Origin of the sequence: Sphingomonas sp. Y38-1Y, from assembly GCF_032391395.1 — a bacterium.
Lineage (GTDB): Bacteria > Pseudomonadota > Alphaproteobacteria > Sphingomonadales > Sphingomonadaceae > Sphingomonas.
This window is the reverse complement of record NZ_CP135916.1, coordinates 1,470,768-1,496,290: the sequence shown is the minus strand read 5'-3', so window position 1 is coordinate 1,496,290 and position 25,523 is coordinate 1,470,768. Positions and strand designations below refer to the sequence as shown.

Below are 25,523 nucleotides of genomic sequence, written 5' to 3'. Positions count from 1 at the left end.
TACCCTTTCAGTTGAATTGGAAAGAAGGAAGAAGGAGTAAGGACTTACGCCTCGACGATGCCGAGGATGTCGCTTTCCTTCATGATGAGCAGGTCTTCGCCGCCCACCTTGACCTCGGTGCCCGACCACTTGCCGAACAGGATGCGGTCGCCGGCCTTGACGTCCAGCGGGCTGATCTCGCCCTTGTCGTTCTTGGCACCGGCACCGGCCGCCACGACCTCGCCCTCCTGGGGCTTTTCCTTGGCGGTGTCGGGGATGATGATGCCGCCAGCCGTCTTTTCCTCGGCCTCGACGCGGCGGACCAGCACGCGGTCGTGCAGCGGACGAAAGTTCATGCGCCTTCCTCTCAAAGCGATGTGAGCATGTTTAGCACTCAGCTCCCCCGAGTGCTAACGGTCGCGGATATGTTCCGGCAGGGTTGCTTCGTCAAGAACCCGGGGCATCTAAATTGCGCTGTGTTACGCGCCCAAGACGCCGTTGCCTGTCACGCGGCGATGCTCTAGCGCGATGCGCCGATGCGAAGGAGTTTTGCGACGTGAAGCTGGTGCGTGCAGCCTGGAAGTTGCTGGTCGGCGTGAAGGACGCGCTGGTCCTCCTGTTCATGCTTCTGTTCTTCGTCACGCTGTTCGCGCTTCTGTCCGCGCGGCCCAACCCCGCGACCGTCAGCAACGGCGCGCTGGTGGTGTCGCTGGACGGTCAGCTCGTCGAACAGCCGCAGGAGACCGACCCGTTCGCGAGCTTGGCCGGCGGACAGGTCACCAAGCAGACCCGGCTGCGCGACGTGATCCGCGCGCTCGACCTTGCCCGCACCGATCCGAAGGTGAAGGCGGTCGTGCTCGATATGGACAGCTTCACCGGCGGCTATCCCGCGGTGGTGGCTCAGGTCGGCGAGGCGGTGGGCCGCGTTCGCGCCGCGAACAAGCCCGTCCTCGCCTATGCGCTCGGCTATACCGATGCCGGCTATCTCATCGCCGCCAATGCCAGCGAGATCTGGGCGCACCCGCTGGTCGGCACCGCGTTCATGGGTCCGGGCGGATCGCAGCTCTACTACAAGGGGCTGATCGACAAGCTGGGCGTGAACGCGCACATCTATCGCGTCGGCACGTACAAGTCGGCGGTCGAGCCCTACCTGCGCGCAGACCAGTCGCCGGAGGCGCGCGCCGCCAACCAGGCGCTCTATGGCGCGATCCTGGGCCGCTGGCAGGAACTGGTGGCCAAGGCGCGCCCCAAGGCGCGCGTCGCCGACTTCCTCAACCGCCCGGCCGAGATGGTGCAGGCAGCCGGCGGCGATCTCAGCCGTGCCAATGTCGAGGCGGGCATCATCGACAAGACCGGCGACGAGATCGCGTTCGGCAAGCGCGTCGCCGAACTCGCCGGCGCGCCGGCCGGCAAGCCCGCGGGCAGCTACAACACGATCAAGCTCGCCGACTATCTCTCCGCCAACCCGCTGCCTACGTCGGGCGACGCGATCGGCGTCGTGACCGTCGCCGGCGAGATCGTCGATGGCGAGGCGGGCTCGGGCACCGCGGGCGGCGACACGATCGCGCGCCTGGTGCTGAAGGGCCTTGCCGAAAAGAAGCTCAAGGCACTGGTCGTCCGCGTCGACTCGCCCGGCGGGTCGGTGCTGGCGTCGGAGAAGATCCGTCAGGCGATCCTCCAGGCCAAGGCGCAGGGTCTGCCCGTCATCGTCTCGATGAGCGGCCTTGCCGCTTCGGGTGGGTACTGGGTCTCGACTCCCGCCGACCTGATCTTCGCCGAGCCCAACACCATCACCGGCTCGATCGGCGTGTTCGGCATCATCCCCACGTTCGAGAACGCGCTGTCCAAGATCGGCGTGACCAGCGACGGCGTTCGCACGACGCCGCTGTCCGGGCAGCCCGACGTGTTCGGCGGCACCACCCCGGCGTTCGATGCGATCCTGCAAGGATCGATCGAGGACATCTACCGCCGCTTCGTCGGCGTGGTCGCCGCCTCGCGCAAGCTGGCGCCGGCGCGCGTCGACGAGATCGGCCAGGGTCGCGTCTGGGACGGCGGCACCGCGCGCCAGATCGGGCTGGTCGATCGCTTCGGGGGTCTGGCCGACGCGATCGCCGAGGCGGCGCGCCGCGCCAAGCTCGACCCCGCCAAGGTCCGCCCCGTCTATCTCGACAAGGAGCCGAGCTGGGCCGCGCAGCTTGCCGAGGCGTGGCAGCAGGAGCGTGATCGCGACAAGGGCTCGGAGGAGTCGCGGATCGGCGGCGACCTGTTCGCACGCGTCACCGCCGACCGCCGCGCGCGGCTGGGCCAGGCGCTCGGCGACGTGCGCCGCCTGCTCGGCGGCCAGTCGGTCCAGGCCCGCTGCCTGGAGTGCTCCGGCTTCGCGCCTGCGACGCCCACCGCCGCCGACCGGGCGCTCGCCGAGCTCATGATCGGGCGCGCGCTGCCATGATCGCGATCCGCCCCGCCGAAGCTGCCGACGCCGCCGCGATCGCCGCCATCTATGCGCCGTTCGTGCTGTCGGGCACCGTCAGCTTCGAGAACGAGGCGCCCGACGCGCGCGCCATGCGCAGCCGCATGGGATCGAGCGACGGCTTCTATCCGTGGCTCGTCGCGACCAACGGCGACGGGGTGAGCAGCGGCGTCGTCGGCTATGCCTATGCCGGCCGCTTCCGCGATCGCCCCGCCTATCACTGGACGGTCGAGACCTCGATCTACCTTGCGGGCGATGCGCAGCAGCGCGGCGTCGGACGCCTCCTCTATGAGGCGCTGCTCGACACGCTCCGTGCGCAGGGCTTCGTCCATGCGATCGGCGCGATCGCGCTGCCCAACGACGCCTCGATCAAGCTCCACGAGCAGGTCGGCTTCCGCCGCGCGGGCGTGATCCGCGAGGCCGGGTACAAGTTCGGTCGCTGGATCGACATCGGCTTCTGGCAATGCGAGCTGGCCGAGGCGGCGAGCCCGCCGCGCGAGGTTCGCCCGTTCAGCGAGGTCGGCCTGGTCCGCGACTGACGGGGTTGCCCGCTTGTCCCCCCTTCGCCAAGAGGGGCCATGCGTTCCCTGTTGTTGATTGCCGCCGCGCTCGCCGCCACCCCCGCCATGGCCGAGGACGACGTCCAGGGCTGGGGCGCCTTCACCGCCAACGGCGCGGTCAAGGGCGACCTGTTCGTCTGGGCCGAGGGTCAGGTCCGGCTGACCGATGATTTCGGCGGCGGCGTCCAGACGCTGATCCGCCCGGCGATCGGCGCACGCGTCGCGCGCGATGCCCATGCCGTCATCGGCTATGCCTTTGTCCGCACCGATCCCGAGCTCGGGACCGCCACGACCGAGCACCGCGTGTGGCAGCAGGTCCAGTTCGTGGGCCTGCGCACCGGCAGCGGCGCGCCGCTGGTCATCAGCCGCACCCGGCTGGAACAGCGGATGATCGAGGGGCGTGAGGACACCGGTTGGCGCCTGCGCCAGTTCGTCCGCCTTCAGGCGCCGATCGCCGACGAGGGCCGTGTCCAGGCGGTCGCCTATACCGAGGGGTTCTTCAACCTCAACGACACGGCCTGGGGCTCGCGCAGCGGCGTCGACCAGTGGCGCAACTTCGTCGGCGTCGGCCTGCCGCTCGCCCCCAAGCTGCGCATCGAACCCGGCTATCTCAACCAGACGGTGTTCCGCGCCGGCGAGAACCGCAGCAACCACATCGCCAACGTCGCGGTGTTCCTCGCGCTCTAATAGCCGCGATAGGTGGGCAGGCCGAGCTTGTAGCGGATCGCCATCGCCCGCAGCGTGAAGCCGGCGCTGGCGGCGATCAGGCTGACGCCGAACCCCTGAAAGCCTGCGAGCCGAAGCCCGACATACAAGGCCGAGGCGAGCGCCGCGGCCGTGACGTAGAGCTCCGGCCGCATCAGGATCGACGGCTCGCCCGCCAGCACGTCGCGGATGATGCCGCCGACGCACGCGGTCACGATCCCCATCAGAAACGCGGGCACCGGCGGCACGCCCAGCCCGAACGCCTTCGCCGCGCCGAACACGGCATAGGACGCCAGTCCGATCGCATCGAGCCAGTCGAGCCCCTGCCCCGCCCACCACCGCTCCGGCGTGACCCAGATGACGAGCGACGCGCCGAGCACGATCAGCGCCATCCACGGATCGACCACCCAGAAGACGGGCGCGCCGATCAGCAGGTCGCGCAACGTCCCGCCCCCCACGCCCGTCACGAGTGCGAAGAAGGCGGCGGTCACGAACGTCTGGCGCGCCCGCGCCGCCGCGATCGCGCCAGACGCCGCGAACATCGCGATGCCGAAGCCATCGAGCCAAACGAGGATCGGCCCGGGATCGAAGGAAGGCGGGGTCATGGCGGAGCGCTAGGGCGGGCAGCGCATCGGGGCAAGTCGCGGCCTATGCCGACACGCCGCCTTCGAGCTGCCGCACCAGCGCGCGGTGCTCCGGCAAGTCCGCCACCGCCTGCCGGCCGAAGCCGCGGATACGCTCGAACCAACGTTCGGCGCGCTCGGCGTCGCCGAACCGGTCGCGCGCGCCCGACAGGTCGGTCTCGAACTCCATGCCGTAGAGGACGTACTGATAGTTGAACCAGGCGAAGCTCTCGACATCGACGGTGAAGTCGAAGCGGCTGGGCGGACGGTGCCGCCATTGCGCCAACAGCGTCGCCAGCGCGTCGGGGATCGATGCGGCGGCGACATTGTCGCGCCAGAACGGCTCGTCGCGCCGGGACAGGCAGTAATGGAGCTTGAGGAAGTTGGTGATCGCCGCATAGCGCGCGGTCATCAACGTGTTGAAGCGGGCCGCAGGCGCATCGATCGGCCCGCCAAACGGGAACAGCTCGGCGATCATCGCCGCCGCCGCTTCGATCAGGACGATGCCGGTTGATTCGAGCGGCTCCAGGAACCCGCCCGACAAGCCGACGGCGACGCAGTTGCCGACCCATTGCGTCTCGCGATAGCCGGGCTCGAACGGGATGATCCGCGCATTGAAGCGATCATGACCGACATAGCCGCGAAGAATCTCGGCCGCGCGCCCGTCGGATACATGCGCGCTCGAAAAGACGCAGCCGAGGCCCCGCGCCCCCTGCAACCCGATGTCCCAGATCCAGCCGCCTTCATGCGCAGTCGCGGTCGTCACGCTCTCGATCGGCGCGTCGGGGTGGTCATAGGGGATCTTGCAGGCGAGCGCCCGATCGGTGAACAGATGCGCCTTGGCCGAGCGGAACGAGGCGCCGAGCGTCCGTCCGATCAACTCGGCGCGAAAGCCCGAACAGTCGACGAACAGGTCCGCGGCCAGCGCCCCGTGCGCGTCGCTGTGGATGCGGGCGATGCCGCCCGCGCCGTCGGGCTCCACGCCGGTGAGCACGCCCTCCAGATGCCGCACGCCAAGCTCGATCGCGCGCGTGCGGAGCAGGTCGGCCAGCCGATGGGCGTCGAAATGATAGGCATAGGCGAGCGGACCGTCATACTCGCCCTCGCCCGGCCGCTTGGGACCGCGCGCCGCTTCGGCGACCCGGTTCTGGATCGTCATCGCCTCGGCAAAGGGCGGGCGGTTGTCCGCATCCTTCAGCAGCCAATAGGGAACGAGGCTCGCCTCGCCGCCGTGAAAGGGCGGCTCGAACGGGTGGAGATAGCGGTGGCGGCGCTTGCCCGCGGGCGCGTGCAGCCAGTCGTCGAAGCGCACCCCCTGCTTGAAGGTCGCCCCTGCCTGGCGCACGAACCGCGCCTCGTCGATGCCGATGTAGCGCAGCGTCTCGCGGATCGTCGGAAACGCACCCTCGCCCACGCCGATGATGCCGATACCGGGGCTTTCGAGCAGCGTGATGCTCACGCGTCCCTCGAACGCGCGAGCGAGATAGGCGGCGGTCAGCCAACCCGACGTGCCGCCGCCGACGACGATGATCGAACGCCCCTCCATCCGGCGATCCTAGGGGGGATTGGCGCGGGGGTGAACCGCCTTTCGTCCACCCCCGCGTTCGCGAGCAGGATGGAGGATCAGACCTTCGCCGCCATCTGTCCCGATGTGGCGTAAAGCTCGGCATAGCGCCGCGTCACCAGCGGCAGCGACTTCTCGATCCATTCGGCCATCGCCTGTTCCTCCGACAGCGACTGGCGCAGCGCCGCCGCGCCATGGAAGCCATTGTCGTCGGCCAGCGTCAGCAGCGACGAATACGCCGCGATCTCGAAATGCTCGAAGGCATAGTTGGCGAAGCTGTTCTTCAGGATCTCGTCGCCCGCGGCGCTGTGCGTGATTGCCGCCATGCCGCCGGACATGCTGAGCGCGATGTCCTTCAACGCCGAGTTGCTCGTGTCGAACTGCGCGAGGATCTCGTCCAGCCGCGCGATCTGCCCATGCGTCTCGTCCATATGCGCGCGCAGGCGGTCGGCGACCTCGGGATAGTTCTCGATCCGCTCGACCTGCGGCGTCATGATCGACAGCGCCTGCTTCTCGACGGCATGCGCGTTGCGCAGACCGGTGATGTAGAGGTCGAGAGCGGCGTTTTCGGGACTGGCCATGGTTCGTCTCCTTCGGAGTTCGGGTCAGGTGGCGAGCAGCGCGAACTCGGTCGCGTCATGGGCGCAGAACATCCGCACCTCGCCCGCATGTTCGCGCGAGAGCGCACGCAGCCGCCTCTGATTGGCGAGCCGCGCGGCGCGGTCGACCTCCATCAGCGTCTGATAGCCGCGAAGGCCGGGCGGGCAGCGGTAGGGACCCGGCCCCACCTCGCCATGAAAGAAATAGGCGTCACCGGCGTAGAGCAGCCAGCCATCGGGCGTATCGATCGCGACCCCCGCATGGCCCCAGGTGTGTCCTGCGAGCGGGATCAGCAGGATCTCGGGCGGCAATCCTTCCAAATCGCGTACCGCATCGAACCCGAACCAGCGCTCGCCGCCGCCGAGCGGATACAACCGCCAGTTCTCCGCCTCGTCCCACTGGCAGGGGCGATAGCGGCGCGTGCCCACGAAGGCCCCGCCCGCGCGCGCATCGGCGACCTCCTTCTCGCGCGCGGTCAGGTGGACGGCGGCGTTGGGAAAGTCCTCGATCCCGCCGGCATGGTCGAAATCGAGATGCGTGATGACGATGTGCCGGACGTCGGCGGTATCGAACCCGAGCCGTCGGACCTGTTCGACCGCGGTCTCCTCGCGTCGAAGCTGCGGATTGTTGAGCGCCAGGAAGAAGGGGGAGAGGCGCGGCCGCGGCGCGTCGACTTCCCGCAGGCCATAGCCGGTGTCGATCAGCACCAGTCCCGCCTCGCTCTCGATCAGCAGGCAGTGGCAGACGAGATGCGCCAGCGCCGCGTCGGTCTGTCCGTCGAACAGCCGCCCGCCGACCGGGCAGCAGGTACCGCAATTGAGGTGATGAATGCGCATCAGCCGATACGGATCGTCGAAGCGTCGGGCACCGCCGCCGTCCGCCCCAGCCGCTCACGCGTGCGCCGGTCGAGCGCGGGCTGCCGCACCGCGCTGACGATCCAGATCCCGGCGATCAACGCGCCCGCCGCGATCGCCACCGGCGCTCCGAACCTGCCATCATTCGCCATCCGCGCCTCCGCCGACATACCGGCGATCAACCCGATGCTGCGCTGCGCGTTCCTTTTCCTGATATTTTATAGCTACTTACTGGATCTTTGATGCGGCTCACTGCGCAGCACAGGCAATTTCTTACATGGATCATCGATCCTCACCGCCGCTTGTGCGAGAGATGCGGTCGTTGAACGGGGTGATAGAAGGGAATTGCCGCGCCTATGGCGGGTCGATTGATGGCGTTGAGCGAGGAGTCACGCCTCCGACTGCTTCTCAATGCGGTCCAGGATTATGCGATCTACCTGCTCGAACCCGACGGCATCGTCGCGAGCTGGAATCCGGGCGCGCAGCGGTTCAAGGGCTACACCGCGGACGAAATCGTCGGTCAGCATTTTTCCCGCTTCTATACCGACGAGGATCGCGCGTCCGGCCTTCCCGCCCGCGCGCTCGCGACGGCAGCGGCAGAAGGCAAGTTCGAGGCCGAGGGCTGGCGCGTGCGCAAGGACGGCAGCCGTTTCTGGACGCATGTCGTCATCGATGCCGTCCGCGACGATGCGGGCGCGCTGATCGGCTTCGCCAAGATCACCCGCGACATCACCGAACGGCGCGAGGCGGAGTTGGCGCTGCGCGAGAGCGAGCAGCGGTTTCGCGTGCTCATCCAAGGCGTACGCGATTATGCGATCTACATGCTCGATCCCGACGGACGGGTGACCAACTGGAATTCGGGCGCGGAGGCGATCAAGGGCTATCGCGCCGAGGAAATCGTCGGCGAGCATTTCTCGCGCTTCTACACCAAGGCCGACCGCGCCGCGGGCGAGCCCGAGCGCGCCCTCGCCATCGCGCGGGGGGAGGGTCGGTTCGAGAAGGAGGCGATCCGCGTCCGTAAGTCGGGCGAGGAATTCTGGGCGCATATCGTCATCGACGCGATCCATGACGAGAGCGGCAAGCTGACCGGCTACGCCAAGGTCACGCGCGACATCACCGAGAAGAAGTGTGCGCAGGCCGAGCTGGAGGCGAGCCGCGAGGCGCGGGTTCAGGGCCAGAAACTGGAGGCGATCGGCCGGCTGACCGGCGGCGTCGCGCACGACTTCAACAACCTGTTGACCGTCATCCGCTCCTCCGCGGACCTCCTCAAGCGCGCCGACTTGGCCGAGGAGAAGCGGGTTCGCTATGTCGACGCAATCGCCGAGACCGCCGATCGCGCCGCCGCGCTGACCGGCCAGCTGCTCGCCTTCGCGCGCCGCCAGCCGCTCCAACCCGAGCGCTTCGCCGTCGCCGACCGGGTGCGGACGATGACCGACCTGATCGGCTCGACGGTGGGCACGACGATCCGCCTCGAGCTGGCTCTCGCCGACGACCTAGCCTGGGTCGAGGTCGATCCGAACCAGCTCGAAACCGCGATCCTCAACCTCGTCGTCAACGCGCGCGATGCGATGCCCGACGGCGGCACGCTGACGATCGCCGCGCGCAACGTCGATCGCGTTCCGGCGGTCCGCGGCCACGCTGCCGCGAGCGGGCGCTTCGTCGCGATCGAGGTTGCCGATACGGGCGGCGGGATCGATGCCGAGACGCTGTCGCGCGTGTTCGAGCCCTTCTTCACGACCAAGGCGATCAACAAGGGCACCGGCCTGGGTCTCAGCCAGGTTTACGGCTTCGCCAAGCAGTCGGGCGGCGAGGTGTCGGTGGGAAGCGAGCCGGGCAAGGGCGCCCGCTTCGCCATCTACCTCCCGCAGGTCGATCCGGGCGAGCCGCAGGTGGCTGTACCGGGCGACGCGGTGGCACACGAGCCGACGCTGCCGCGCCGCCGTGTGCTGCTGGTCGAGGACAACGAGATTGTCGGCCGCTTCGCGCTCGGGCTGTTTCGCGAGCTTGGGCAGGACGCGACTTTGGCGACCGGCGCCGCCGCCGCGATCGCGGAAGTGGAGGCGGCGGACGGCGGCTTCGACCTCGTCTTTTCGGACATCGTCATGCCGGGGGTGAACGGCATCGACCTGGCGCGCGAGTTGCGGCGGCGCTGGCCGAGCCTGCGCATCGCGCTCACCAGCGGGTACAGCCATGTCCTGGCGCAGGAAGGCAGCCACGGTTTCGACCTGATCCGAAAGCCCTATTCGCTGCCCGAACTGACGGCGATGTTGCGCCGTCCCGCGTTGGTAGATTAGGGTCAGGGCCCATTACTGGCAACGGTCGTGATCGTCCGGAGCAGCCCGCCGACGAGGAGCGCAGCGCAGTCGCGTAGCTGTCGCTACGCGCAAGCAAGCGACGATGCTCGGCGGGCTGCTCCGGGCGACCGCTTTGCGGCGGGCCGATGTGGCCGCACGGCGGCGTCGCGCGTCGGTCACGATGCAAACACATCGCTCCCTCCTTGCTCCTACCCGTGCGGCCACATCGGCTCCGTCACGGCCATTGCCAGTAATGGGCCCTGACCCTATGGTAGATTTCTACCCTTTTCCATTGCCTTGACCGGCGCGTACAACGAAGGCCGGGTAAAGGAGGGGCAAGCATGGCCGAGGCGGATGCAGCGCGCGCGCGGCTGAACGACGACATGGCGCTTGCTGCGCAGGGCGATCGTGCGGCTTTCGCACGTGTCTATGCGCGCACGTCGAACAAGCTCTATGGCGTCGTGCTGCGTGTACTGCATGATCGGGAGGCGGCGGAGGACGTGTTGCAGGAGGTGTATCTCAAGATCTGGGATCGCGCCGCCAGCTTCGAGCCGGGGCGGGCGAGCCCGATCACCTGGATGGCGACGATCGCCCGCAACAGCGCGATCGACAGCCGGCGCAGCCGCGAGCGGCGGCATGAGGATGCCGACGGCACCGACCTGGCCGACCGCGGCATCGCGAGCACCGCTTCGGCGCCGATGCCGGCGGACGAGCGGATCGGCCTGGTCCAGTGCCTGCGCCTGCTCGACGAGCACCAGCGGCAGTTCATCCGCTCCGCCTTCTTCGACGGCTACAGCTATGCCGAACTGGCGCAGCACGCCTCGGTGCCGCTGGGTACGATGAAGAGCTGGATCCGCCGCGGCCTCGACCGCCTTCGCCTCTGCCTCGATGCAGACTGATCCGGCCCTGGACGACGACGAGCATCTCGCGGCCGAATGGGTGCTGGGGCTGCTGACCGGGGCCGAGGCGGCGACCGCGCAGGCGCGCGTCGCGAGCGACCCTGGCTTTGCCGCCGCAGTAGCACGCTGGGAAGCGCGGCTGGCGCCGCTCTATGACGAGATCGAGCCGGCGGCCGCGCCCGAGGGATTGTGGCCGCAAATCGAGGCGCGACTGCGCGTGCCCGCCAACGATGGGTTGCTGCGGAGCCTGCGGCGCTGGCGCGCATCGGCAATCTCGCTGGGCGCGGTGGCGGCGGTGCTCGGCGCAGTGCTCGTGCTGCGGCCCGTCCCCGCCCCGCTTGCCGCGCCGCCGCCGCCGCAGGATTCGCGGACGCTGCTCGCGCAGCTTCCCGATGCCAAGGGCGCGTCGATGATCGCCGCGCGGCTGGGCGCCGAGGGCGCGCTGCACCTGCGTGCGATCGCGGTTCCCGCGGGCAGCGGCGAACCCGAACTGTGGCTTATCGCCGGTGACGCCGCACCCGTCTCGCTCGGCCAGTTCGCGCGCGATGGCGAAAGCCGGCTGGTCATCTCGCCCGAAGTGGCCAAGCTGCTTCAAGATGGCGCGGTGCTGGCGCTGACGCTGGAGCCTGCCGAGGGAGCGCCGCATCCGGCACCGTCGGGCACGATCCTGGGCACCGCGCGGCTGACGCGGCTCTAGGGTCAGGACCCATTACTGGCAACGGTCGTGATCGCCAGGAGCAGCCCGCCGACGAGGAGCGCAGCGCAGTCACGTAGCTGTCGCTACGCGCAAGCAAGCGACGACGCTCGGCGGGCTGCTCCGGGCGACCGCTTCGCGGCGGGCCGATGTGGCCGCACGGCGGCGTCGCGCGTCGGTCACGATGTGAATACATCGCTCCCTCCTTGCTCCTACCCGCGCGGCCACATCGGCTCCGTCACGGCCATTGCCAGTAATGGGTCCTGACCCTAGGCGGCCGCGGCGACTTTCCCGAACGGCCCCACCAGCGCGCGGTGGACCCGCTCCGCCGCGCCATAGCATTCGCCAGCGGCCTGCTCGAGCGCGGCACGGCTGCGCACGACGATCTTGCCGCGCGTACACCGCAGCACGCGCTCGCCCTCCAGCAGATGGAGGCTGTCGGTCACGCCCGCCCGGCGCGAGGCGAGGAAGTCGGCAAGGCGCAGATGCGTGATGTCGAGCGTATCGCCCTCCACCCGGTCGTGGAGCATGCACAGCCAGCGCGCCAGCCGCGCCTCCGGCCGGCAGTGGAGCCGCGCGGCGATCGTCGCGCGCATCTGCGCCACCAGGGTTTCACGATAGCGCAGCAGTGCCGCAGCAAGCGTCGGCCGCTCGGCACACAAGGCCGACACCCGCTCGCCCGGCACCACCAGCGCGGTCCCACGGATCAGCACCCCGATCGCGGCGGAGGGCGCGATGCCGGTCGCCGGCTCCCACCCGACCAGCCCCTCACGCCCGATGATCCCACATTCGATCAGCCGCCCGCCCAGCGCCTCTCCGAACGAGAGCACCGCGGTCTCGGGCAGCCAGAGCGAGGCCTGCTGCCCCTCGGGCACCGCCGGATCGCCGCTTGCCAGCGTGACGCGCATGGCGGTGGCGGCGACCGCTCGTGCATCGTCGCGAGAGAGGCCCGCAAGGAACGCGTTGGCAAAGCTCACGCCGTCAACGCGGTCGGTGCGATCGATCCGATGTTCCGTGCGATACATAGGCTCACAAACCAAAAGTTATCCCTTGTTAGTTTCGCCTCAACCGGGCGAACGGATGCAGGGCGGACCGAATAACTTCAGTATTGTGCGCACAATCGGACCCCCGCAGGTTCATGCTGCAACCTCCATCCTCGCGGTTCGTCGCACGATCACTCAAAAGAGGGAGGATGGCATGGAAGCGACGCCTGACTTGATCGAGGTCCTCGACGCGCGTGAGCGTCGACGTGAGGGCCGACGCGATTTCTTCCGCACCATGGGGGTGGCCGCGGCCGTCGCCGGTGGCGCGGCGATCGCGACCCGCACCGCGCCGGTCGTTGCGCAGACCGCGCCGTCCGATGGCGACATCCTCAACTTCGCCCTCAACCTCGAATATCTCGAGGCGCAATTCTATTTGTTCGCGGCAACCGGCGAGGGCCTGCCGAGTTCGCTGACGAGCGGCACCGGGACGGCCGGCGCGGTCAGCGGCGGACGCCGGGTCAACTTCACCGACACTGCCGTCGCCGCTTATGCGCGAGAAATCGCCGCCGACGAGCGCGCGCATGTCGAGTTCCTGCGCAACGCGCTCACCAACACCGCCGTCGCGCAGCCGGCGATCGACATCGGCGTCGGCCCGAACACCGCCTTCTCCGCCGCCGCCCGCGCGGCCGGGCTGATCGGCGCGGGCGAGACGTTCGACCCCTATGCCAGCGACGAGAACTTCCTGCTGGCGGCCTATATCTTCGAGGATGTCGGCGTCACCGCCTACAAGGGCGCAGCCCCGCTGATCACGTCGAAGACCTTCCTCGAAGCGGCGGCCGGGATCCTGGCGGTCGAGGCGTATCATGCCGCGATCGTGCGGACGACGCTCTATGCCAAGGGGATCGCGACGCCTGCGTTGATCGACGCGACGGAGGCGATCTCCAACGCGCGCGACAGCCTGGACGGGTCGAGCGACCTGGACCAGGGCGTGCGTCCGTCGGGCACCGGCGGCAACACGGTGAGCAACATCGCGCCGCTCGATGCCAACGGCATCGCCTTCAGCCGATCGGCCGGCCAGACGCTCAACATCGCCTATCTCAACCGCATGTCGACCGACCGCGGCGGGTTCTTCCCCGCCGGCGTCAACGGCACCATCCGCACCAGCGCGTCAAACTGAGCCAGGGGAGGCAGACATGCGAAATCAGGACCTGATTCTCGAAATCCTGGGCGCTGGCGAAGCGCGTCGGGAAAGCCGCCGCGCAATGCTGCGCATGGCTCGCACCGCCACGGTTGCCGTGGCTGGCGCCGGGCTGCTCGCCGCGTGCGACGACAATGACGACGACGTGGTGGTCAACCCGACCCCCACCCCGTCGCCGACGCCCACACCCACGCCGACCCCCTCGCCCACCTCGGCGGCACCGAGCGAGGCCGACGTGCTCAACTTCGCGCTTCAGCTCGAATATCTGGAGGCGCAGTTCTATGCCTTCGCCGCGACGGGTAGCGGCCTGCCGGCCGATCAGCTGACCGGCACCGGCACGCAGGGGACGGTGACGGGCGGCCGCCGCGTCAACTTCACCGACCCGCTGGTCGCCGCCTATGCGCGCGAGATCGCCAATGACGAGCGCGAGCACGTCAACTTCCTGCGCAATGCGCTGATGTCGGCGCGGGTGGCGATGCCGGCGATCGACATCGGCACCGCCGCGACGGGTGCGTTCTCCAGCGCGGCGCGCGCCGCCGGGCTGGTCGGGGCAGGCGAAAGCTTCGACGCCTATGCCAGCGACGAAAACTTCCTGCTCGCCGCCTTCATCTTCGAGGATGTCGGCGTCACCGCGTACAAGGGTGCCGTCAGCTTCCTCAACACCAAGGCCTTTATCGAGGCGGCGGCGGGCATCCACGCGGCCGAGGCGTACCATGCCGGCCTGATCCGCACGGTGCTGTTCCGCAAGGGACTGGCGACGCCGGCGCTGATAGACGCGACCGAGGCGATCTCGAACGCGCGCGACAGTCTGGATGGGACGAGCGATCTCGACCAAGGCATCCGTCCGTCGGGCAGCGGCGCGACGCTCACGTCGAACATCGTACCGACGGACTCGAGCGGCATCGCGTTCAGCCGGACGCCGGGCCAGGTGCTCAACATCGCCTATCTCAACAAGTCGGCGGTGTCGCAGGGCGGCTTCTTCCCTTCGGGGCTCAACGGCAGCCTGCGGACCAGCGCCGCGAACTGACCCTTTCTCCCACGCCGCGCCGTACCCTCCCATATCAGGCGGCGGCGGCGTATGCCTCGGGGGCCGTTCCGGCAGAGCGTCGAAACGGCCCCATTTTCATGCAGAAAGGGGCGCGGCAGGATGTCCCGCCGCGCCCCTTTCGATAGGCGTCGATGCCGGGCCGATTAGTCGGCGGCGGCAGCCGCAGTCTGACGCGGGTCGCGACGCTCGGCGATACGCGCCGACTTGCCGGTGCGGCCACGCAGGTAATAGAGCTTCGCACGGCGCACGACGCCGCGGCGAACCACCTCGATCGAATCGATGTTCGGCGAATAGAGCGGGAAGACACGCTCGACGCCCTCGCCGAACGAGATCTTCCGAACGGTGAAGTTCGAGCCCATGCCCTTGTTCGAGCGCGCGATGCACACGCCCTCGTAATTCTGGACGCGGCGCCGCTCACCTTCGATGACCTTCACGCCGACGCGCAGCGTGTCGCCGGGGCGGAAGTCGGGGATTTCGCGTGCCGAAAGCAGCTTGGCGATCTGTTCCGCCTCGATCTGCTGGATCAGGTTCATGTGTCTTCGTCCCAATCGTTTCGCCGCGCACCAGAGGGAGACTGGACCCGAACGCCGGTGTGGCGCTCCCAAAGATCCGGCCTCCTTAGCCGTGTATCGGTCTCGGCGGTGGCATGGCGCCACGCCGCGATCCTCGCATGATCCCCCGATCGCAGCACTTCGGGGATCGTGCGCCCTTCCCATGTGACTGGTCGGGTATATTGCGGATATTCGAGAAGGCCGCTTTCGAAGCTCTCGTCGTCCCCGCTTGAAGCGGCGCCCATTACGCCGGGAAGCAGCCGGACGCAAGCATCAAGCAGCGTCAGCGCCGCCATCTCGCCGCCGGACAGGATATAGTCGCCGATCGACACGGGCTCGATCGCGCGCGCCTCGAACAGGCGTTCGTCGAACCCCTCAAACCGCCCGCACAGGATCGAGACGCCCGGCCCGGCCGCTAGGTCCCGCACCCGCGCCTGGGTGAGCGGGCGCCCGCGCGGGCTCATCGCCAGCATCGGCCGGTCGTAACCCACGGAATCGCAAGCGGCAGCCAGCACGTCGGCGCGCAAGACCATCCCGGCGCCGCCGCCCGCGGGGGTGTCGTCCACGCTTCGATGCTTGTCGGTCGCGAAGTCACGGATCTGCACCGCGTCGAGCGACCACCGTCCCTCGCGAAGCCCCCTGCCCGCCAGCGACAGCCCGAGCGGCCCCGGAAACATCTCGGGATAGAGCGTCAGTACAGAAGCACGAAACGTCATTCGGACCAGTTCTCGACGATGAGGCCGGGGATGTCGGCAAAGTCGCCGGAATGGTTGGTGACCAGCGTCAACCCGCGCGACAGCGCATGCGCGGCGATCAGGCGGTCGAAGCGGTGCCGGCGAAAGGGCAACGATGCATAGGCAAGCGCCGCCTCACCATCGAAGGGCTGAACTTCGACGATCTCGAAGAGCCGATCGGCGGCCGACGCTTGATCGGGACGAGCGCGATCAATGCCTCGCATCACCTCGGCATAGGCGATGGCCGAGGTCACGGCTTCACCCCAATGGCATTGCTCAAGCCGCCTCGTCGCCGGACCCGCCGCATCGGCAAGGACGTAGATCAGGATGTTCGCATCGAGCAGAAAGCGCGCATCAGCCATCACGAAGCGCGCTGAAATCAAGATTGCTCTCGATCTCTCGATCCTCTGCGGTCAACGGCTTAAGATCCGGAATGCTGCCGGCGATCCCGGTCAGGTCGATACGCCCTTCACGCTCGACCCGCTCGGCATCGAAGCCCCGCGGGTTTTCACGCAGCGTCATCTCCATCCCCTCCTTAAGCCCCATCGCTTTCGGCAAACGCAGTGCCACTGAATTTCCCGACTTAAAAATCTTAGCCTGGTAAATCTTGCCCATCGACAGCTCCGTAGATACCGCCAGTATATACGTCCTCGCCCTTTGATCCGCAAGGAACCTTCGCCGCATCGATCGCTTACGCGCGGCATGGAGGACACCATCATTGTCGGCGCGGGCCCCGCCGGGCTGACCGCCGCCATCTATCTCGCGCGCTTCCACCTCAGGGTGCGCGTGTTCGACTGCGGGTCAAGCCGCGCGGCGCTGATCCCGCGGACGCATAACCACGCGGGCTATCCCGGCGGCATCGCGGGGACGGAGCTGCTGCGGCGGATGCGCGACCAGGCTGCCGAGTTCGGCGTCGAGGTCGAACCGTGCCGCGTCACCGCCATCGAACCGCTCGACCAGCGCTTTCGCGTCGCGTGTGAGGATCGCGAGTGGCAGGCGCGGACCGTGCTGCTCGCCTCCGGCGTGGTCAATCGCCGGCCGGAGGAGATGGACGACGACCTTCACGACGAGGCGTTGCAACGCGGGCTGCTCCGCTACTGCCCGATCTGCGACGGCTATGAGGTCACCGACCGGCGCGTCGGCGTGATCGGCACCGGCGACCACGGCATGCGCGAGGCGCTGTTCCTGCGCAGCTACACCAGGGACGTCACGCTGATTGCGCCGGCGGCCCACGATCTCGACGAAACCTGCCGCCGCAAGCTCGACGACGCGGGGATCGCGCGGGTCGAGGGGCCGTGCGGCGACTATGCGATCGCGGGTGACCAGCTCCGGGTCCAGACCGCCAAAGGATCGCTGCGGTTCGACAGCGTCTATCCCGCGCTCGGCTCGATCATCCGCTCCGATCTCGCCATCGCGGCGGGCGCCAACGCGACGGACGAAGGCTGTCTGGAGGTCGACAGCCATATGCGGACATCGGTCCCTGGCCTGTTCGCCGCGGGCGACGTCGTGCTCGGACTGGACCAGATCTCCAACGCGATGGGCCAGGCGGGTGTCGCCGCGACGACGATCCGCAACGCCTTGAGCGAGGCGACGCCGCTGAGGCGCTGAGCGCACGCTGCCTACGATCACGATTCCGTCACGCTGCACTCACCTGACGCACACCTGCTTCGGGATCATCGTCATGCTTCCGCCGCTGGTGATCGGGCGCATCTCTGTCCTGGTCTTCCTGCAAGGGCGACCCTGCTTGTCGGTAGGCGGACCGCCGCGTTTCTGGCGCAAGGCGGCGCGGGCTTCTGGACACACTTGTGTGCGGACCCATTGGTCGGCGACCTCGCGCCCCTTTGTGCGCAGGCGGCGGCGATAGCGGGAGCCATATTGCTTCTGATCCGCGGCCGACAGCGTCTCAAAAGACGAGCAGCGAGCCTGTACAGGCGCGGGTGCTGAGACCGTCAGGAGCAACGTTGCGACCGTCGTGATCATGAGCCTCTCTCAAATGTTGCACGCAACTCCCGAAAAAGACGCGCGAACAGCGGATTGGCTGCATCCGGTCAGAACCAAGCCCTCACTCCCGCTACCAGCACAAACCCGCCCGTTTCCTCGCCCATGGCGCGGGCGTACCGCGCGGTGTCGCCGAACCGCCGCTCCCACGACACGCCCACATAGGGCGCGACTTCGCGCTTCCATTCGTAGCGGAGGCGCAGGCCGAGCTCCGCCTTGGTCAGGCCCGAGCCGAGCCGCAGCGCCGGTACGTCCTGCGCAGACAGGTCGAACTCGGCGCGCGGCTGGAGCACCCACCAATTGGTCAGCCGCTGATCGACATAGGCCTCGCCGCGGGCGAACAGTTCCCCCTTGTCGGACAGGAACAGCGTGCCCTCGACATCGAACCAATAGGGGGCGAGCGCCTCAAATCCGGCGCTGACATAGGTCCGACGCGCGCCGGCGCCGAGATCCTGGCGAAGGCCGAACTGAAGGTTTTCATACGGCCCGACCGCGCGGGCATAGAGGAGCTGGATCTCGGCATCGTCCAGCCGATCGCCGAACGCCCCCTCCCCCTCCGACTTGACGACGAGGCGGTTGATGTCGCCGCCGAACCACGCCTCGCCATCCCAGCGATAGCCGTCGCGACCCGATCGCACCGCGACTTCGGCGATGTTGAGCATGATCTGGTTGAACGCCATCCCGCCATGCTCGCGCCGAAGCGCGTCCGACGCCCGCGTCATCGCGTCTTCGCCATAGAAGGACGACGCGGCGAGGCCGGGGAAGGCAGCGGGCGCCGGCGCATTACCGATCGCGGGCGCGGCAGTCGGTTTGCAATGCCCCATCGCCGCATGCTCGGGCGGGCAGGCCGGATCGGCGGGCTTGGTCACCGGCTCGGCGGTCTTGCAGTGCCCCATCGCCCCCTGCTCCGGCGAACAGCTGGTCGCGGACGGCGCCGCGGGGGGGATCGTGCAATGCCCAATCGCTGCATGTTCGGGCGCGCAGGCCGGAACGGGAGCAGCCGGCCGGAGCTCAGGCATCGCTTTCGGCGCGGCGGGTGCCTTGCGCGCGGGCGGGGCCGAGCGTTTCGGCTTGCGGGACGACACCGCGCGAGCGGGCGAAGCTTTGGGCTTCGCTCTCGCGACCGGCTTCGCCGGCGCCGGTTTGCAATGTCCCATTGCCGCGTGTTCGGGCGTGCAGGCGGGCGCGGCGTGTCCCTGATGCTGCGGCGTCGCGGCCAGCATCGCGGCGAGGATCAGCATCGTCATGCGACCTTCCCCTCGGCATCGCGAACCTGGACGACCTGCATCATCCCGGCGTGCATGTGATAGAGCATGTGGCAGTGGAACGCCCAGTCGCCGGGCTCTGCGGTGACGTCCCAGCTCACCTTGCCGCCGGGCTGGACCAGCACCGTGTGCTTGCGCGGGGCGTGCGCGCCCTTGCCCGTCACCAGCTCGAAGAAATGGCCGTGCAGGTGGATGGGGTGGCCCATCATCGTGTCGTTGACGAGCGTCACGCGCACGCGTTCGCCGCTGCGCATCGCGATCGGCCTGTCGACATGCGCGAACTTCACGCCGTCGAAGCTCCACATATAGCGCTCCATGTTGCCGGTCAGGTGGATGACCATCTCGCGCCCCGGCGGCCGCGGGTCGGGATTGGGCGTCAGCGCCTCCAGCATCCGGTAGTTGAGCGTCCGGCGGCCGGCATCCTCCAGCCCCTGCCCCGGATAGTCGGTGCGATCGGCCGGCATGGGCGAGATCGTCTGGACGCCCGGATCGCGCTTCACCCCGGGCGCGGGGGTGAAGTCGCGCATCGAGTGGTCCATCGCATGGCCTTCGCCGCCGGGCGAGCAATGCCCCATCGCCGCGTGCTCGGGCGCACAACTGCCCCCCATTGCGCCCATCCCCATGTCGGTCATCGTCGCGATCGGACGGCGGCGAAGCGGCGGGACCGGCGCGACCATGCCCGCGCGCGGTGCCAGCGTCGCGCGCGCCATGCCCGACCGATCGATGCTTTCGCCGACGATCGTGAAGGCGCGGTCCTCACGCGGCACGACGATCACGTCATAGGTTTCGGCCGGCGCGAACTGGAACTCGTCGATCTCGACCGGGCGGACGTTCTGCCCGTCGGCAGCGACGACGTTCATGGCGAGGCCGGGGATGCGCACGTTGAACGTCGTCATCGCGCTGGCATTGACGAAGCGCAGCCGCACCCGCTCGCCCGGCCGGAACAGCGCGGTCCAGTTGTCCGTCGGGCCATGGCCGTTGACGAGATAGGTGTAGGTCGATCCGGTCACGTCGGCGATGTCGGTCGGGTCCATCCGCATCGCACCCCATTCGGCGCGCTCCCCCGCCTTCTGGTCCCGCCCCGCGAGCAGCCCGCCAAGCGTCTGGCGCTGGCGATTGAAATAGCCTGGCTCGAGCTTGAGCTTGCGGAAGATCGCGTGCGGGTGGAGCGGGCTGTGGTCGGACAGCATCACCACATGCTCGCGATCGAATCCGACCGGATCGGCGCCGGCGGGATCGATCACGATCGGGCCGTAATGCCCCATCTGCTCCTGAAGCCCCGAATGGCTGTGATACCAATAGGTCCCCGACTGGATCACGGGGAACTCGTAGGTGAAGCGACCTCGCGCCGGGATGCCGGGGAAGCTCACGCCGGGCACACCGTCCATCTGGAACGGGAGGAGCAGCCCGTGCCAGTGTATCGAGGTTTCCTCTCCCAGCGTGTTCTCGACCTCGATCCGAACACGCTGCCCCTCGCGCAGGCGGATCAGCGGCGCGGGTGCGTGGCCGTTGATGCCGATGCGGTGCGCATCCCTGCCGTCGATGCGGCGCATGACGTGACCGACGCTGAGCCGGAGCGTCTCGCCGGACAGCTCGGGCGGCAGCGCGGTGGTGCCCGCCGAAACCTGCCGCGCCCAGCCCGGAAGCGCGGAGCCGATGCCGGCGAGCGCGGCGCCGCGCATCACCGCGCGGCGATTGATGATGGAATACATGGGGGATCCAGTCTTTGGCGCCGCGATGACGGCGCTCGAACAATCCACCTCCGTTCGTGCTGAGTAGGGGCTGAGCGCAGGCGAAGACCCGTATCGAAGCACCCTTCGATACGCCGCTTCGACTTCGCTCAGCCGCTACTCAGGACGAACGGAGTGGCCGAAAGCGAAAGGATCAACCGCGCGGAGGGGGTGGTGCCGGGCCGCGCGCGAGGCTTGCGAGCGTCAGCATCGCCGGCTGCGCATGGATCGCCGCGCCGACCGCGTCGCTGCCGCTCGCCAGCGGCGGCACCGGGATCGCCGCACAGGCAAGTGCGCAGTCCGACGCGCAATCATGCGCTGGCTTGGCGGGGGCCGACTTGCCCTCGCAATCCATGTGGGTCGCGACCGCCGGCGCCGCCTGTGCCGCGCAGCCGATGCCGAGCGGGAGCAGCAGCGCAGCCGCCACCATCACCGCGATCAGGCGGAACAGGGCGCGCAGGGTCGGGATCGGGCGGGCCGTCACCCGTCCGAACTAGGGGTTCGGACGGCGGCCCGCAACCGGCGCGGCGAACGCCTCGATCGGCACTGCCGCGGCCATGCGCTCGAACCCCGCGGGCGACGGGTGCAGACCGTCGCCGGTGTCCAGCGCAGGATCGATCCGGTCCGGGCGCCGGGGATCGGCGACGGCGCGGTCCATGTCGATGACGCCGTCGAAATGGCCGGGCGCGCGAATCCAGGCGTTCACCGCCTGGCGCACCCCCTCGATCAGCAACGTCGCGTGGTAATAGTCGCTCGCACCGAACGGGGTGATCGTGGCGCCATGGACGCGCAGGCCTCGTGCGCGGCCGCGTGCGACGATCTGCGCATAGGCGGCGGTCAGTTGCGCGACCAGCGCGCGGGCGTCCGCCTCGGTCGGGCGCTCGGCGCGCGAAAGCTGGCCGATGTCGTTGACGCCCTCGAACAGGATCAGGTCAGTGATGCCCGGCAACGCCAGCACGTCGCGGTCCAGCCGCGCCATCGCGCTTGGCCCCAGTCCGTCGCCCAGCACGCGGTTGCCGCCGATCCCCTGGTTGAGCACCGCCGTCCCGCGCGTCCGCGGATCGGCGGCCAGACGGCGGGCGAGCAGGTCGGGCCAGCGATTATTGCCGTTGGTGGTCGAGCCGCGTCCGTCGGTGATCGAGTCGCCAATGACGACGATCGTGCGAGCGGGCTGACACGCCTCCACCTCGATCCCCGACAGGTTGAACCAGTGCTCGGTCGGGGTCGTGCCCGTGGGTGCGGCCGTGCGGGTCGCATCGCCCTTCACCAGCCAGGACGTCGCGCGCGAGCCTGGATGCGAGGTTTGCTCGCCCCCCTCGCCCGCCAGGTGCAGCGTCACCGCCAGGTCGTCGAACGCCGCGACGCGCAGCGGCAGCGGGTCGGACAGCCAGTCGGCGCCCGGCGGCACCATCCCGCCCGCCCGCCCGGCGAAGCGCAGCGGCACGATGCTTCCCTCGCGCACCGCCGCGCCGTCGACGCGCACGGGCCGCGCGATCGACGCGGCGCGCACCGTCAGCGGCTCCTTGCCGAACGCGTTGGACACGCGCACGCGCACCTTGGCGCCGCCGGCGGTCAGCCGCACGACCTGGCGCAGGCTCGCATCGGTAAGCGCGCCGGGCGCCAGCCGGTTCTCGCCGCCCGGCACCATCTGTGCCGAGACCCAGGCGGGTCGCCATCCGCATTGCTGCGCCGCCGCCGCGCCGGGCATCGCCGCCACCAGCACCGCCGCCCACCCGATCATCCGCATCGCCTTGCTCCGAAAAGAAAAAGGGGCCGGTCCGCATGGACCAGCCCCCGTCGTTACCCGATCGTCCGCACCATCAGAAGTTGGCGCGCACGCCGAACAGCACCGAACGGCCCGGATAGAAGACGTTGTACGTCGCATTCTCGTATCCGAAGGTCGTCCGGATCGGCTCGTTGGTAATGTTGAGCACGTCGAGCGTCAGGCGGAACGCCTTGTCCATGAAGGGCAGCTGATAGCCCGCCGACAGATCCATCTGACCGCGTGCATCCGCCAGAAGCGGCAGCGGCAGGTTGTTCTGCGGCGCGTTGGCGGCGATCACGCCGTCCTGCCAGACATAGTTGAGGCTGAGCGACAGGCCGTAATTCTCGTAGAACCCCTGAAGGTTGTACTGGAACTCCGGCACGCCCGGCGCCACCAACCCGCTGTCGCTGGACTGGGTGATGTAGGTGCCGTTGGCCGAGAAGCCGAGGCCGCGCGTCAGGAAGTCGAGCGGCTGCACCCACGTCGCCTCGACACCGCGGATGCGCAGCGACTGGAGGTTTTCGGGACGGTTGACGGTGATCGCCACCTGCTCGACCGGGACACCCGCCGCGCGCGCACGATCGGCCAGCGCATTGGCCTGCGTCGACTGGAGCGAGCTGAATGGGATGTTGAGCGCGCCGAACGCCACCTGCTGCTGCTGCGTCACGGTGAAGCCGTTGATGCTCTTCTGGAACGCGGCCAGGCCGATATAGCCGGTGCCGCCGGTGTAGAACTCACCGCCAAGGTCCAGATTGTCCGACGTGAACGGCGCCAGCTGCGGGTTGCCGGCATTGGCGATCTGCGCGGCGGGATCGCTGAACGTGATGCCCGGCAGGATCTGCCCCGCCTCGGGCCGGGTCAGGCCCTTCGACGCGGCAAAGCGCAGCTTGAGGTTGTCGAGCACGTCCCACGCCACGTTGAACGAAGGCAGCACTTCCTCATAGTCGGAGTTCGCCTCGATATCGACGATCGTTGCGCCGACCTGGCTCGGCCCCAGCACGCGCTGGTCGGTCCAGACATAGCGAAAACCCGCATTGGCGCTGATCGGACGACCCAGAAGCTCGCCCTGGCCGTTGACCTCGACATAGCCGCCATAGACCGTCTCATAGACGTCGCCGGTCGAGCCGCCCGTCACCGCGCCGCGCGTTTCCGGCGCGTTGTCGCGGAACTGCTCGTACCCGGTCACGCGGTTGAGCGCGGCGATGTCGGGGACGATGAAGCTGGTGACGCCGAAGCGCCCCCGCGACAGGAAGCCGAAATTGTCCACGCCGGTGCGCATCAGATACTGCGGAATGGCGCTGGTCGGCACGCTGCCCGTCAGGCCGGCGCAGCTCGTGCCGCAGACCGACTCCTGGAACGCGATCGTGTTGTCGTACGCACGCACGCGGCGCTCGGCACGATCATAGGCGGCGCCGAACTTCACGTTGAGCGCGTCGTCGCCCCAGGTGAAGTCGAGGTGCGCGCCCTGCGTCTGGGTGTTGCGACGCACGTTCTGGACGTTGACACGGTACCACTGCCAGCCGAGGTTCGGATCGCCCAGGTCGCGATTGGCGGTGATGATCGGCTGCGGCCCGTTGCCGGTGTTGTCATAGTCGACGATCACGCCCGAGTTCGGGGCGGTCTGGAATGCATAGGTCGGCTGCTCGCGGAAAAAGTCGCTCTTGCCGTAATTGCCCGACAGCTGGACGGTCAGCGTGTCGCTCGGCTTCCACGTCACGCTGGGCGTCACGTTCCAGAATTCGGTATCCTGGTTGAAGACGCTGTTCTCGCTGAAGAACGAGGAATTGGCGAAGCGGCCGCTGGTGACGATGTTGTTCTCGTCCACCGTGATGTCGAACGGGACCATGCCGCCCGTCGACTGCGGCGTCGTGCCGGGGCCCGAGTTGCGAACCTGCCAATTTATGTTCGAGCGCAGGTAGTCGCGCGTCGACTTGGCCCAGATGCCGTCGATGTTGACATGGAGCGCGTCGGACGGGCGGAATTCGACCGCCGCGACCGCGCTGATGCGCTCGCGCTTGCCGGTGGTCAGCGACGGACGACCGAGGCGCGGGATCAGCGCCTTCGACAGCTGCGACAGCGACAGGCCCGACGTCTGAGTGATGTCATAGGGCTGGCCGGCGACCAGGCCGGGCACGTTGGCGGGCGCGACATTGGCATAGCTGAAGCCGTTGCCCTCCGGCGGGGAAACGTTGCAGCCCGGACCGCACGGCAGGTTGGCATCGGCGAAGCCCAGCGAATCATAGCCGTCCACGCGAATGTCCTGGCTGACGCCGGCGACACCGATCAGGATGCCGACCGTGTCGCCAAAGGTGTGGCTGCCGACGATCGCGCCGCGCGGGCCGACGCGGCCATTCGCCTCGGTCCAGTTGCCCTGCGCCACCACGGTCAGGTGCGTGCCGGGCTTGTCGAACGGACGCGCGTTGCGAAGGTTGACGGTACCGGCGATGCCGCCCTCCAGCACCGACGCGGTCGGCGACTTGGCGACGTCCAGGCGCGTGAACAGCTCCGACGGGAAGAAGTCGAGATCGACTTCACGGTTGCCGCCGCCCGCACCGTTGGTGCCGCCATCGGACGCGGTCGCGAACTGCGCGCCGTTGAGGAGCACCTTCGAGAAGCTCGGCCCCAATCCGCGGATCGACACCTGCGTCCCCTCGCCGCTGATATCGCGGTTGAGGCGAACGCCCGGAATGCGGTTGAGCGTTTCGGCCAGGTTGGTGGCGGGCAGCTTGCCGATGTCCTCGGCAAAGATCGAATCGCCGAACGCGACAGAGTTGCGCTTGGCGTTGGTCGCGCTCTGGAGCGAGGCGCGTATACCGGTGACGACGATGTCGTCCTGCGGCGGCTCGTCGCCGGCGGCGACCTGCTCGATCGGCGCGGGGTCGGCCTGAACCGGCTCGGCCGTCTGGGCATGAGCCGGCAGCGCTGCCAACGCTGGCATCGCGACGGCAGCCATCAGCACGGAACGACGAAGACGCAAACTGAAAGTCATGAGATCCCCTCCGGACAATT

General features: G+C 68.5%; 25 protein-coding genes. 9 read left to right on the top strand and 16 right to left on the bottom strand.

Annotated features, from left to right (window positions below; all coding sequences use genetic code 11):
• Positions 1-44: 44 nt before the first annotated feature.
• Entirely contained in the window at positions 45-335 is a 291-nt protein-coding gene (gene groES / locus RS883_RS07100; RefSeq protein ID WP_096342122.1) for a co-chaperone GroES, read from the bottom strand.
• Between the two features lie 200 nt (positions 336-535).
• On the opposite strand from groES, the gene sppA reads away from it, so the two are divergent.
• From sppA to RS883_RS07085, 3 genes are read left to right on the top strand one after another with little or no spacing between them, the layout of a single operon-like run.
• Positions 536-2,428, top strand: coding sequence for a signal peptide peptidase SppA (gene sppA, locus RS883_RS07095; RefSeq protein WP_315764208.1), 1,893 nt, complete (start codon positions 536-538; stop codon positions 2,426-2,428).
• Entirely contained in the window at positions 2,425-2,988 is a 564-nt protein-coding gene (locus RS883_RS07090; protein ID WP_315764204.1) for a GNAT family N-acetyltransferase, read from the top strand. The genes sppA and RS883_RS07090 overlap by 4 nt, the downstream gene beginning before the upstream one ends.
• A gap of 39 nt (positions 2,989-3,027) precedes the next feature.
• Positions 3,028-3,696, top strand: a complete 669-nt coding sequence (locus RS883_RS07085) for a DUF2490 domain-containing protein (RefSeq protein WP_315764201.1) — start codon at positions 3,028-3,030, stop codon at positions 3,694-3,696.
• On the opposite strand, the gene RS883_RS07080 is transcribed toward RS883_RS07085, so the two are convergent.
• The 5 genes from RS883_RS07080 to RS883_RS07060 form a co-directional block, all read right to left on the bottom strand.
• Positions 3,693-4,319 (bottom strand): trimeric intracellular cation channel family protein, encoded by a 627-nt coding sequence (locus RS883_RS07080; protein WP_315764199.1) that lies wholly within the window; start codon positions 4,317-4,319, stop codon positions 3,693-3,695. The two genes, RS883_RS07085 and RS883_RS07080, sit on opposite strands and share 4 nt — an antisense overlap.
• A gap of 43 nt (positions 4,320-4,362) precedes the next feature.
• Positions 4,363-5,883: a tryptophan halogenase family protein gene (locus RS883_RS07075; protein WP_315764197.1), complete on the bottom strand. Its 1,521-nt coding sequence runs from the start codon at positions 5,881-5,883 to the stop codon at positions 4,363-4,365.
• 77 nt (positions 5,884-5,960) lie between these two features.
• Complete coding sequence (locus tag RS883_RS07070; protein WP_315764195.1) at positions 5,961-6,482, bottom strand: ferritin-like domain-containing protein; 522 nt, start codon at positions 6,480-6,482, stop codon at positions 5,961-5,963.
• Between the two features lie 24 nt (positions 6,483-6,506).
• Positions 6,507-7,337 carry an MBL fold metallo-hydrolase gene (locus RS883_RS07065; RefSeq protein WP_315764193.1) on the bottom strand — a complete coding sequence of 277 codons (831 nt, stop codon included), beginning with the start codon at positions 7,335-7,337 and terminating at the stop codon, positions 6,507-6,509.
• Positions 7,337-7,507, bottom strand: a complete 171-nt coding sequence (locus tag RS883_RS07060) for a hypothetical protein (protein ID WP_315764192.1) — start codon at positions 7,505-7,507, stop codon at positions 7,337-7,339. The genes RS883_RS07065 and RS883_RS07060 overlap by 1 nt, the downstream gene beginning before the upstream one ends.
• Positions 7,508-7,711: 204 nt before the next feature.
• Here RS883_RS07060 and RS883_RS07055 point away from each other — a divergent pair, with 204 nt between their 5' ends.
• The 3 genes from RS883_RS07055 (at position 7,712) to RS883_RS07045 (ending at position 11,245) form a co-directional block, all read left to right on the top strand.
• Positions 7,712-9,649: a PAS domain S-box protein gene (locus RS883_RS07055; protein WP_315764190.1), complete on the top strand. Its 1,938-nt coding sequence runs from the start codon at positions 7,712-7,714 to the stop codon at positions 9,647-9,649.
• Between the two features lie 341 nt (positions 9,650-9,990).
• A complete protein-coding gene (locus tag RS883_RS07050) occupies positions 9,991-10,548 on the top strand; it encodes a sigma-70 family RNA polymerase sigma factor (protein ID WP_315764187.1) in 558 nt (185 codons plus the stop codon).
• Positions 10,538-11,245 carry an anti-sigma factor gene (locus RS883_RS07045; RefSeq protein WP_315764185.1) on the top strand — a complete coding sequence of 236 codons (708 nt, stop codon included), beginning with the start codon at positions 10,538-10,540 and terminating at the stop codon, positions 11,243-11,245. Before RS883_RS07050 ends, RS883_RS07045 begins: the two co-directional genes overlap by 11 nt.
• A 266-nt stretch (positions 11,246-11,511) precedes the next feature.
• On the opposite strand, the gene RS883_RS07040 is transcribed toward RS883_RS07045, so the two are convergent.
• Complete coding sequence (locus RS883_RS07040; RefSeq protein ID WP_315764183.1) at positions 11,512-12,267, bottom strand: Crp/Fnr family transcriptional regulator; 756 nt, start codon at positions 12,265-12,267, stop codon at positions 11,512-11,514.
• A gap of 172 nt (positions 12,268-12,439) precedes the next feature.
• Here RS883_RS07040 and RS883_RS07035 point away from each other — a divergent pair, with 172 nt between their 5' ends.
• Positions 12,440-13,402: a ferritin-like domain-containing protein gene (locus RS883_RS07035; protein WP_315764180.1), complete on the top strand. Its 963-nt coding sequence runs from the start codon at positions 12,440-12,442 to the stop codon at positions 13,400-13,402.
• Between the two features lie 16 nt (positions 13,403-13,418).
• Positions 13,419-14,450 carry a ferritin-like domain-containing protein gene (locus RS883_RS07030; protein ID WP_315764178.1) on the top strand — a complete coding sequence of 344 codons (1,032 nt, stop codon included), beginning with the start codon at positions 13,419-13,421 and terminating at the stop codon, positions 14,448-14,450.
• A gap of 164 nt (positions 14,451-14,614) precedes the next feature.
• On the opposite strand, the gene rplS is transcribed toward RS883_RS07030, so the two are convergent.
• From rplS to RS883_RS07010, 4 genes are read right to left on the bottom strand one after another with little or no spacing between them, the layout of a single operon-like run.
• A complete protein-coding gene (gene rplS / locus RS883_RS07025; protein WP_315764176.1) occupies positions 14,615-15,004 on the bottom strand; it encodes a 50S ribosomal protein L19 in 390 nt (129 codons plus the stop codon).
• A complete protein-coding gene (gene trmD, locus RS883_RS07020) occupies positions 15,001-15,738 on the bottom strand; it encodes a tRNA (guanosine(37)-N1)-methyltransferase TrmD (RefSeq protein WP_315764174.1) in 738 nt (245 codons plus the stop codon). Before trmD ends, rplS begins: the two co-directional genes overlap by 4 nt.
• Complete coding sequence (locus RS883_RS07015) at positions 15,735-16,118, bottom strand: type II toxin-antitoxin system VapC family toxin (RefSeq protein ID WP_315764171.1); 384 nt, start codon at positions 16,116-16,118, stop codon at positions 15,735-15,737. The genes trmD and RS883_RS07015 overlap by 4 nt, the downstream gene beginning before the upstream one ends.
• Positions 16,111-16,371 carry an AbrB/MazE/SpoVT family DNA-binding domain-containing protein gene (locus tag RS883_RS07010; protein WP_315764169.1) on the bottom strand — a complete coding sequence of 87 codons (261 nt, stop codon included), beginning with the start codon at positions 16,369-16,371 and terminating at the stop codon, positions 16,111-16,113. Before RS883_RS07010 ends, RS883_RS07015 begins: the two co-directional genes overlap by 8 nt.
• 87 nt (positions 16,372-16,458) lie before the next feature.
• Between RS883_RS07010 and RS883_RS07005 the strand changes: the two genes are divergently transcribed.
• Complete coding sequence (locus RS883_RS07005) at positions 16,459-17,364, top strand: NAD(P)/FAD-dependent oxidoreductase (RefSeq protein ID WP_315764167.1); 906 nt, start codon at positions 16,459-16,461, stop codon at positions 17,362-17,364.
• A gap of 440 nt (positions 17,365-17,804) precedes the next feature.
• Here RS883_RS07005 and RS883_RS07000 read toward each other — a convergent pair whose 3' ends face one another.
• From RS883_RS07000 to RS883_RS06980, 5 genes are all read right to left on the bottom strand, one after another.
• Positions 17,805-19,001, bottom strand: coding sequence for a copper resistance protein B (locus tag RS883_RS07000; protein WP_315764165.1), 1,197 nt, complete (start codon positions 18,999-19,001; stop codon positions 17,805-17,807).
• Positions 18,998-20,731, bottom strand: coding sequence for a copper resistance system multicopper oxidase (locus RS883_RS06995; RefSeq protein WP_315764163.1), 1,734 nt, complete (start codon positions 20,729-20,731; stop codon positions 18,998-19,000). Before RS883_RS06995 ends, RS883_RS07000 begins: the two co-directional genes overlap by 4 nt.
• 172 nt (positions 20,732-20,903) lie before the next feature.
• Positions 20,904-21,233 carry a hypothetical protein gene (locus RS883_RS06990; RefSeq protein WP_315764161.1) on the bottom strand — a complete coding sequence of 110 codons (330 nt, stop codon included), beginning with the start codon at positions 21,231-21,233 and terminating at the stop codon, positions 20,904-20,906.
• A 9-nt stretch (positions 21,234-21,242) separates the two neighbouring features.
• Positions 21,243-22,490, bottom strand: a complete 1,248-nt coding sequence (locus RS883_RS06985; RefSeq protein ID WP_315764159.1) for an SGNH/GDSL hydrolase family protein — start codon at positions 22,488-22,490, stop codon at positions 21,243-21,245.
• A 79-nt stretch (positions 22,491-22,569) separates the two neighbouring features.
• Complete coding sequence (locus RS883_RS06980; protein ID WP_409977402.1) at positions 22,570-25,467, bottom strand: TonB-dependent receptor; 2,898 nt, start codon at positions 25,465-25,467, stop codon at positions 22,570-22,572.
• Positions 25,468-25,523: the final 56 nt, after the last annotated feature.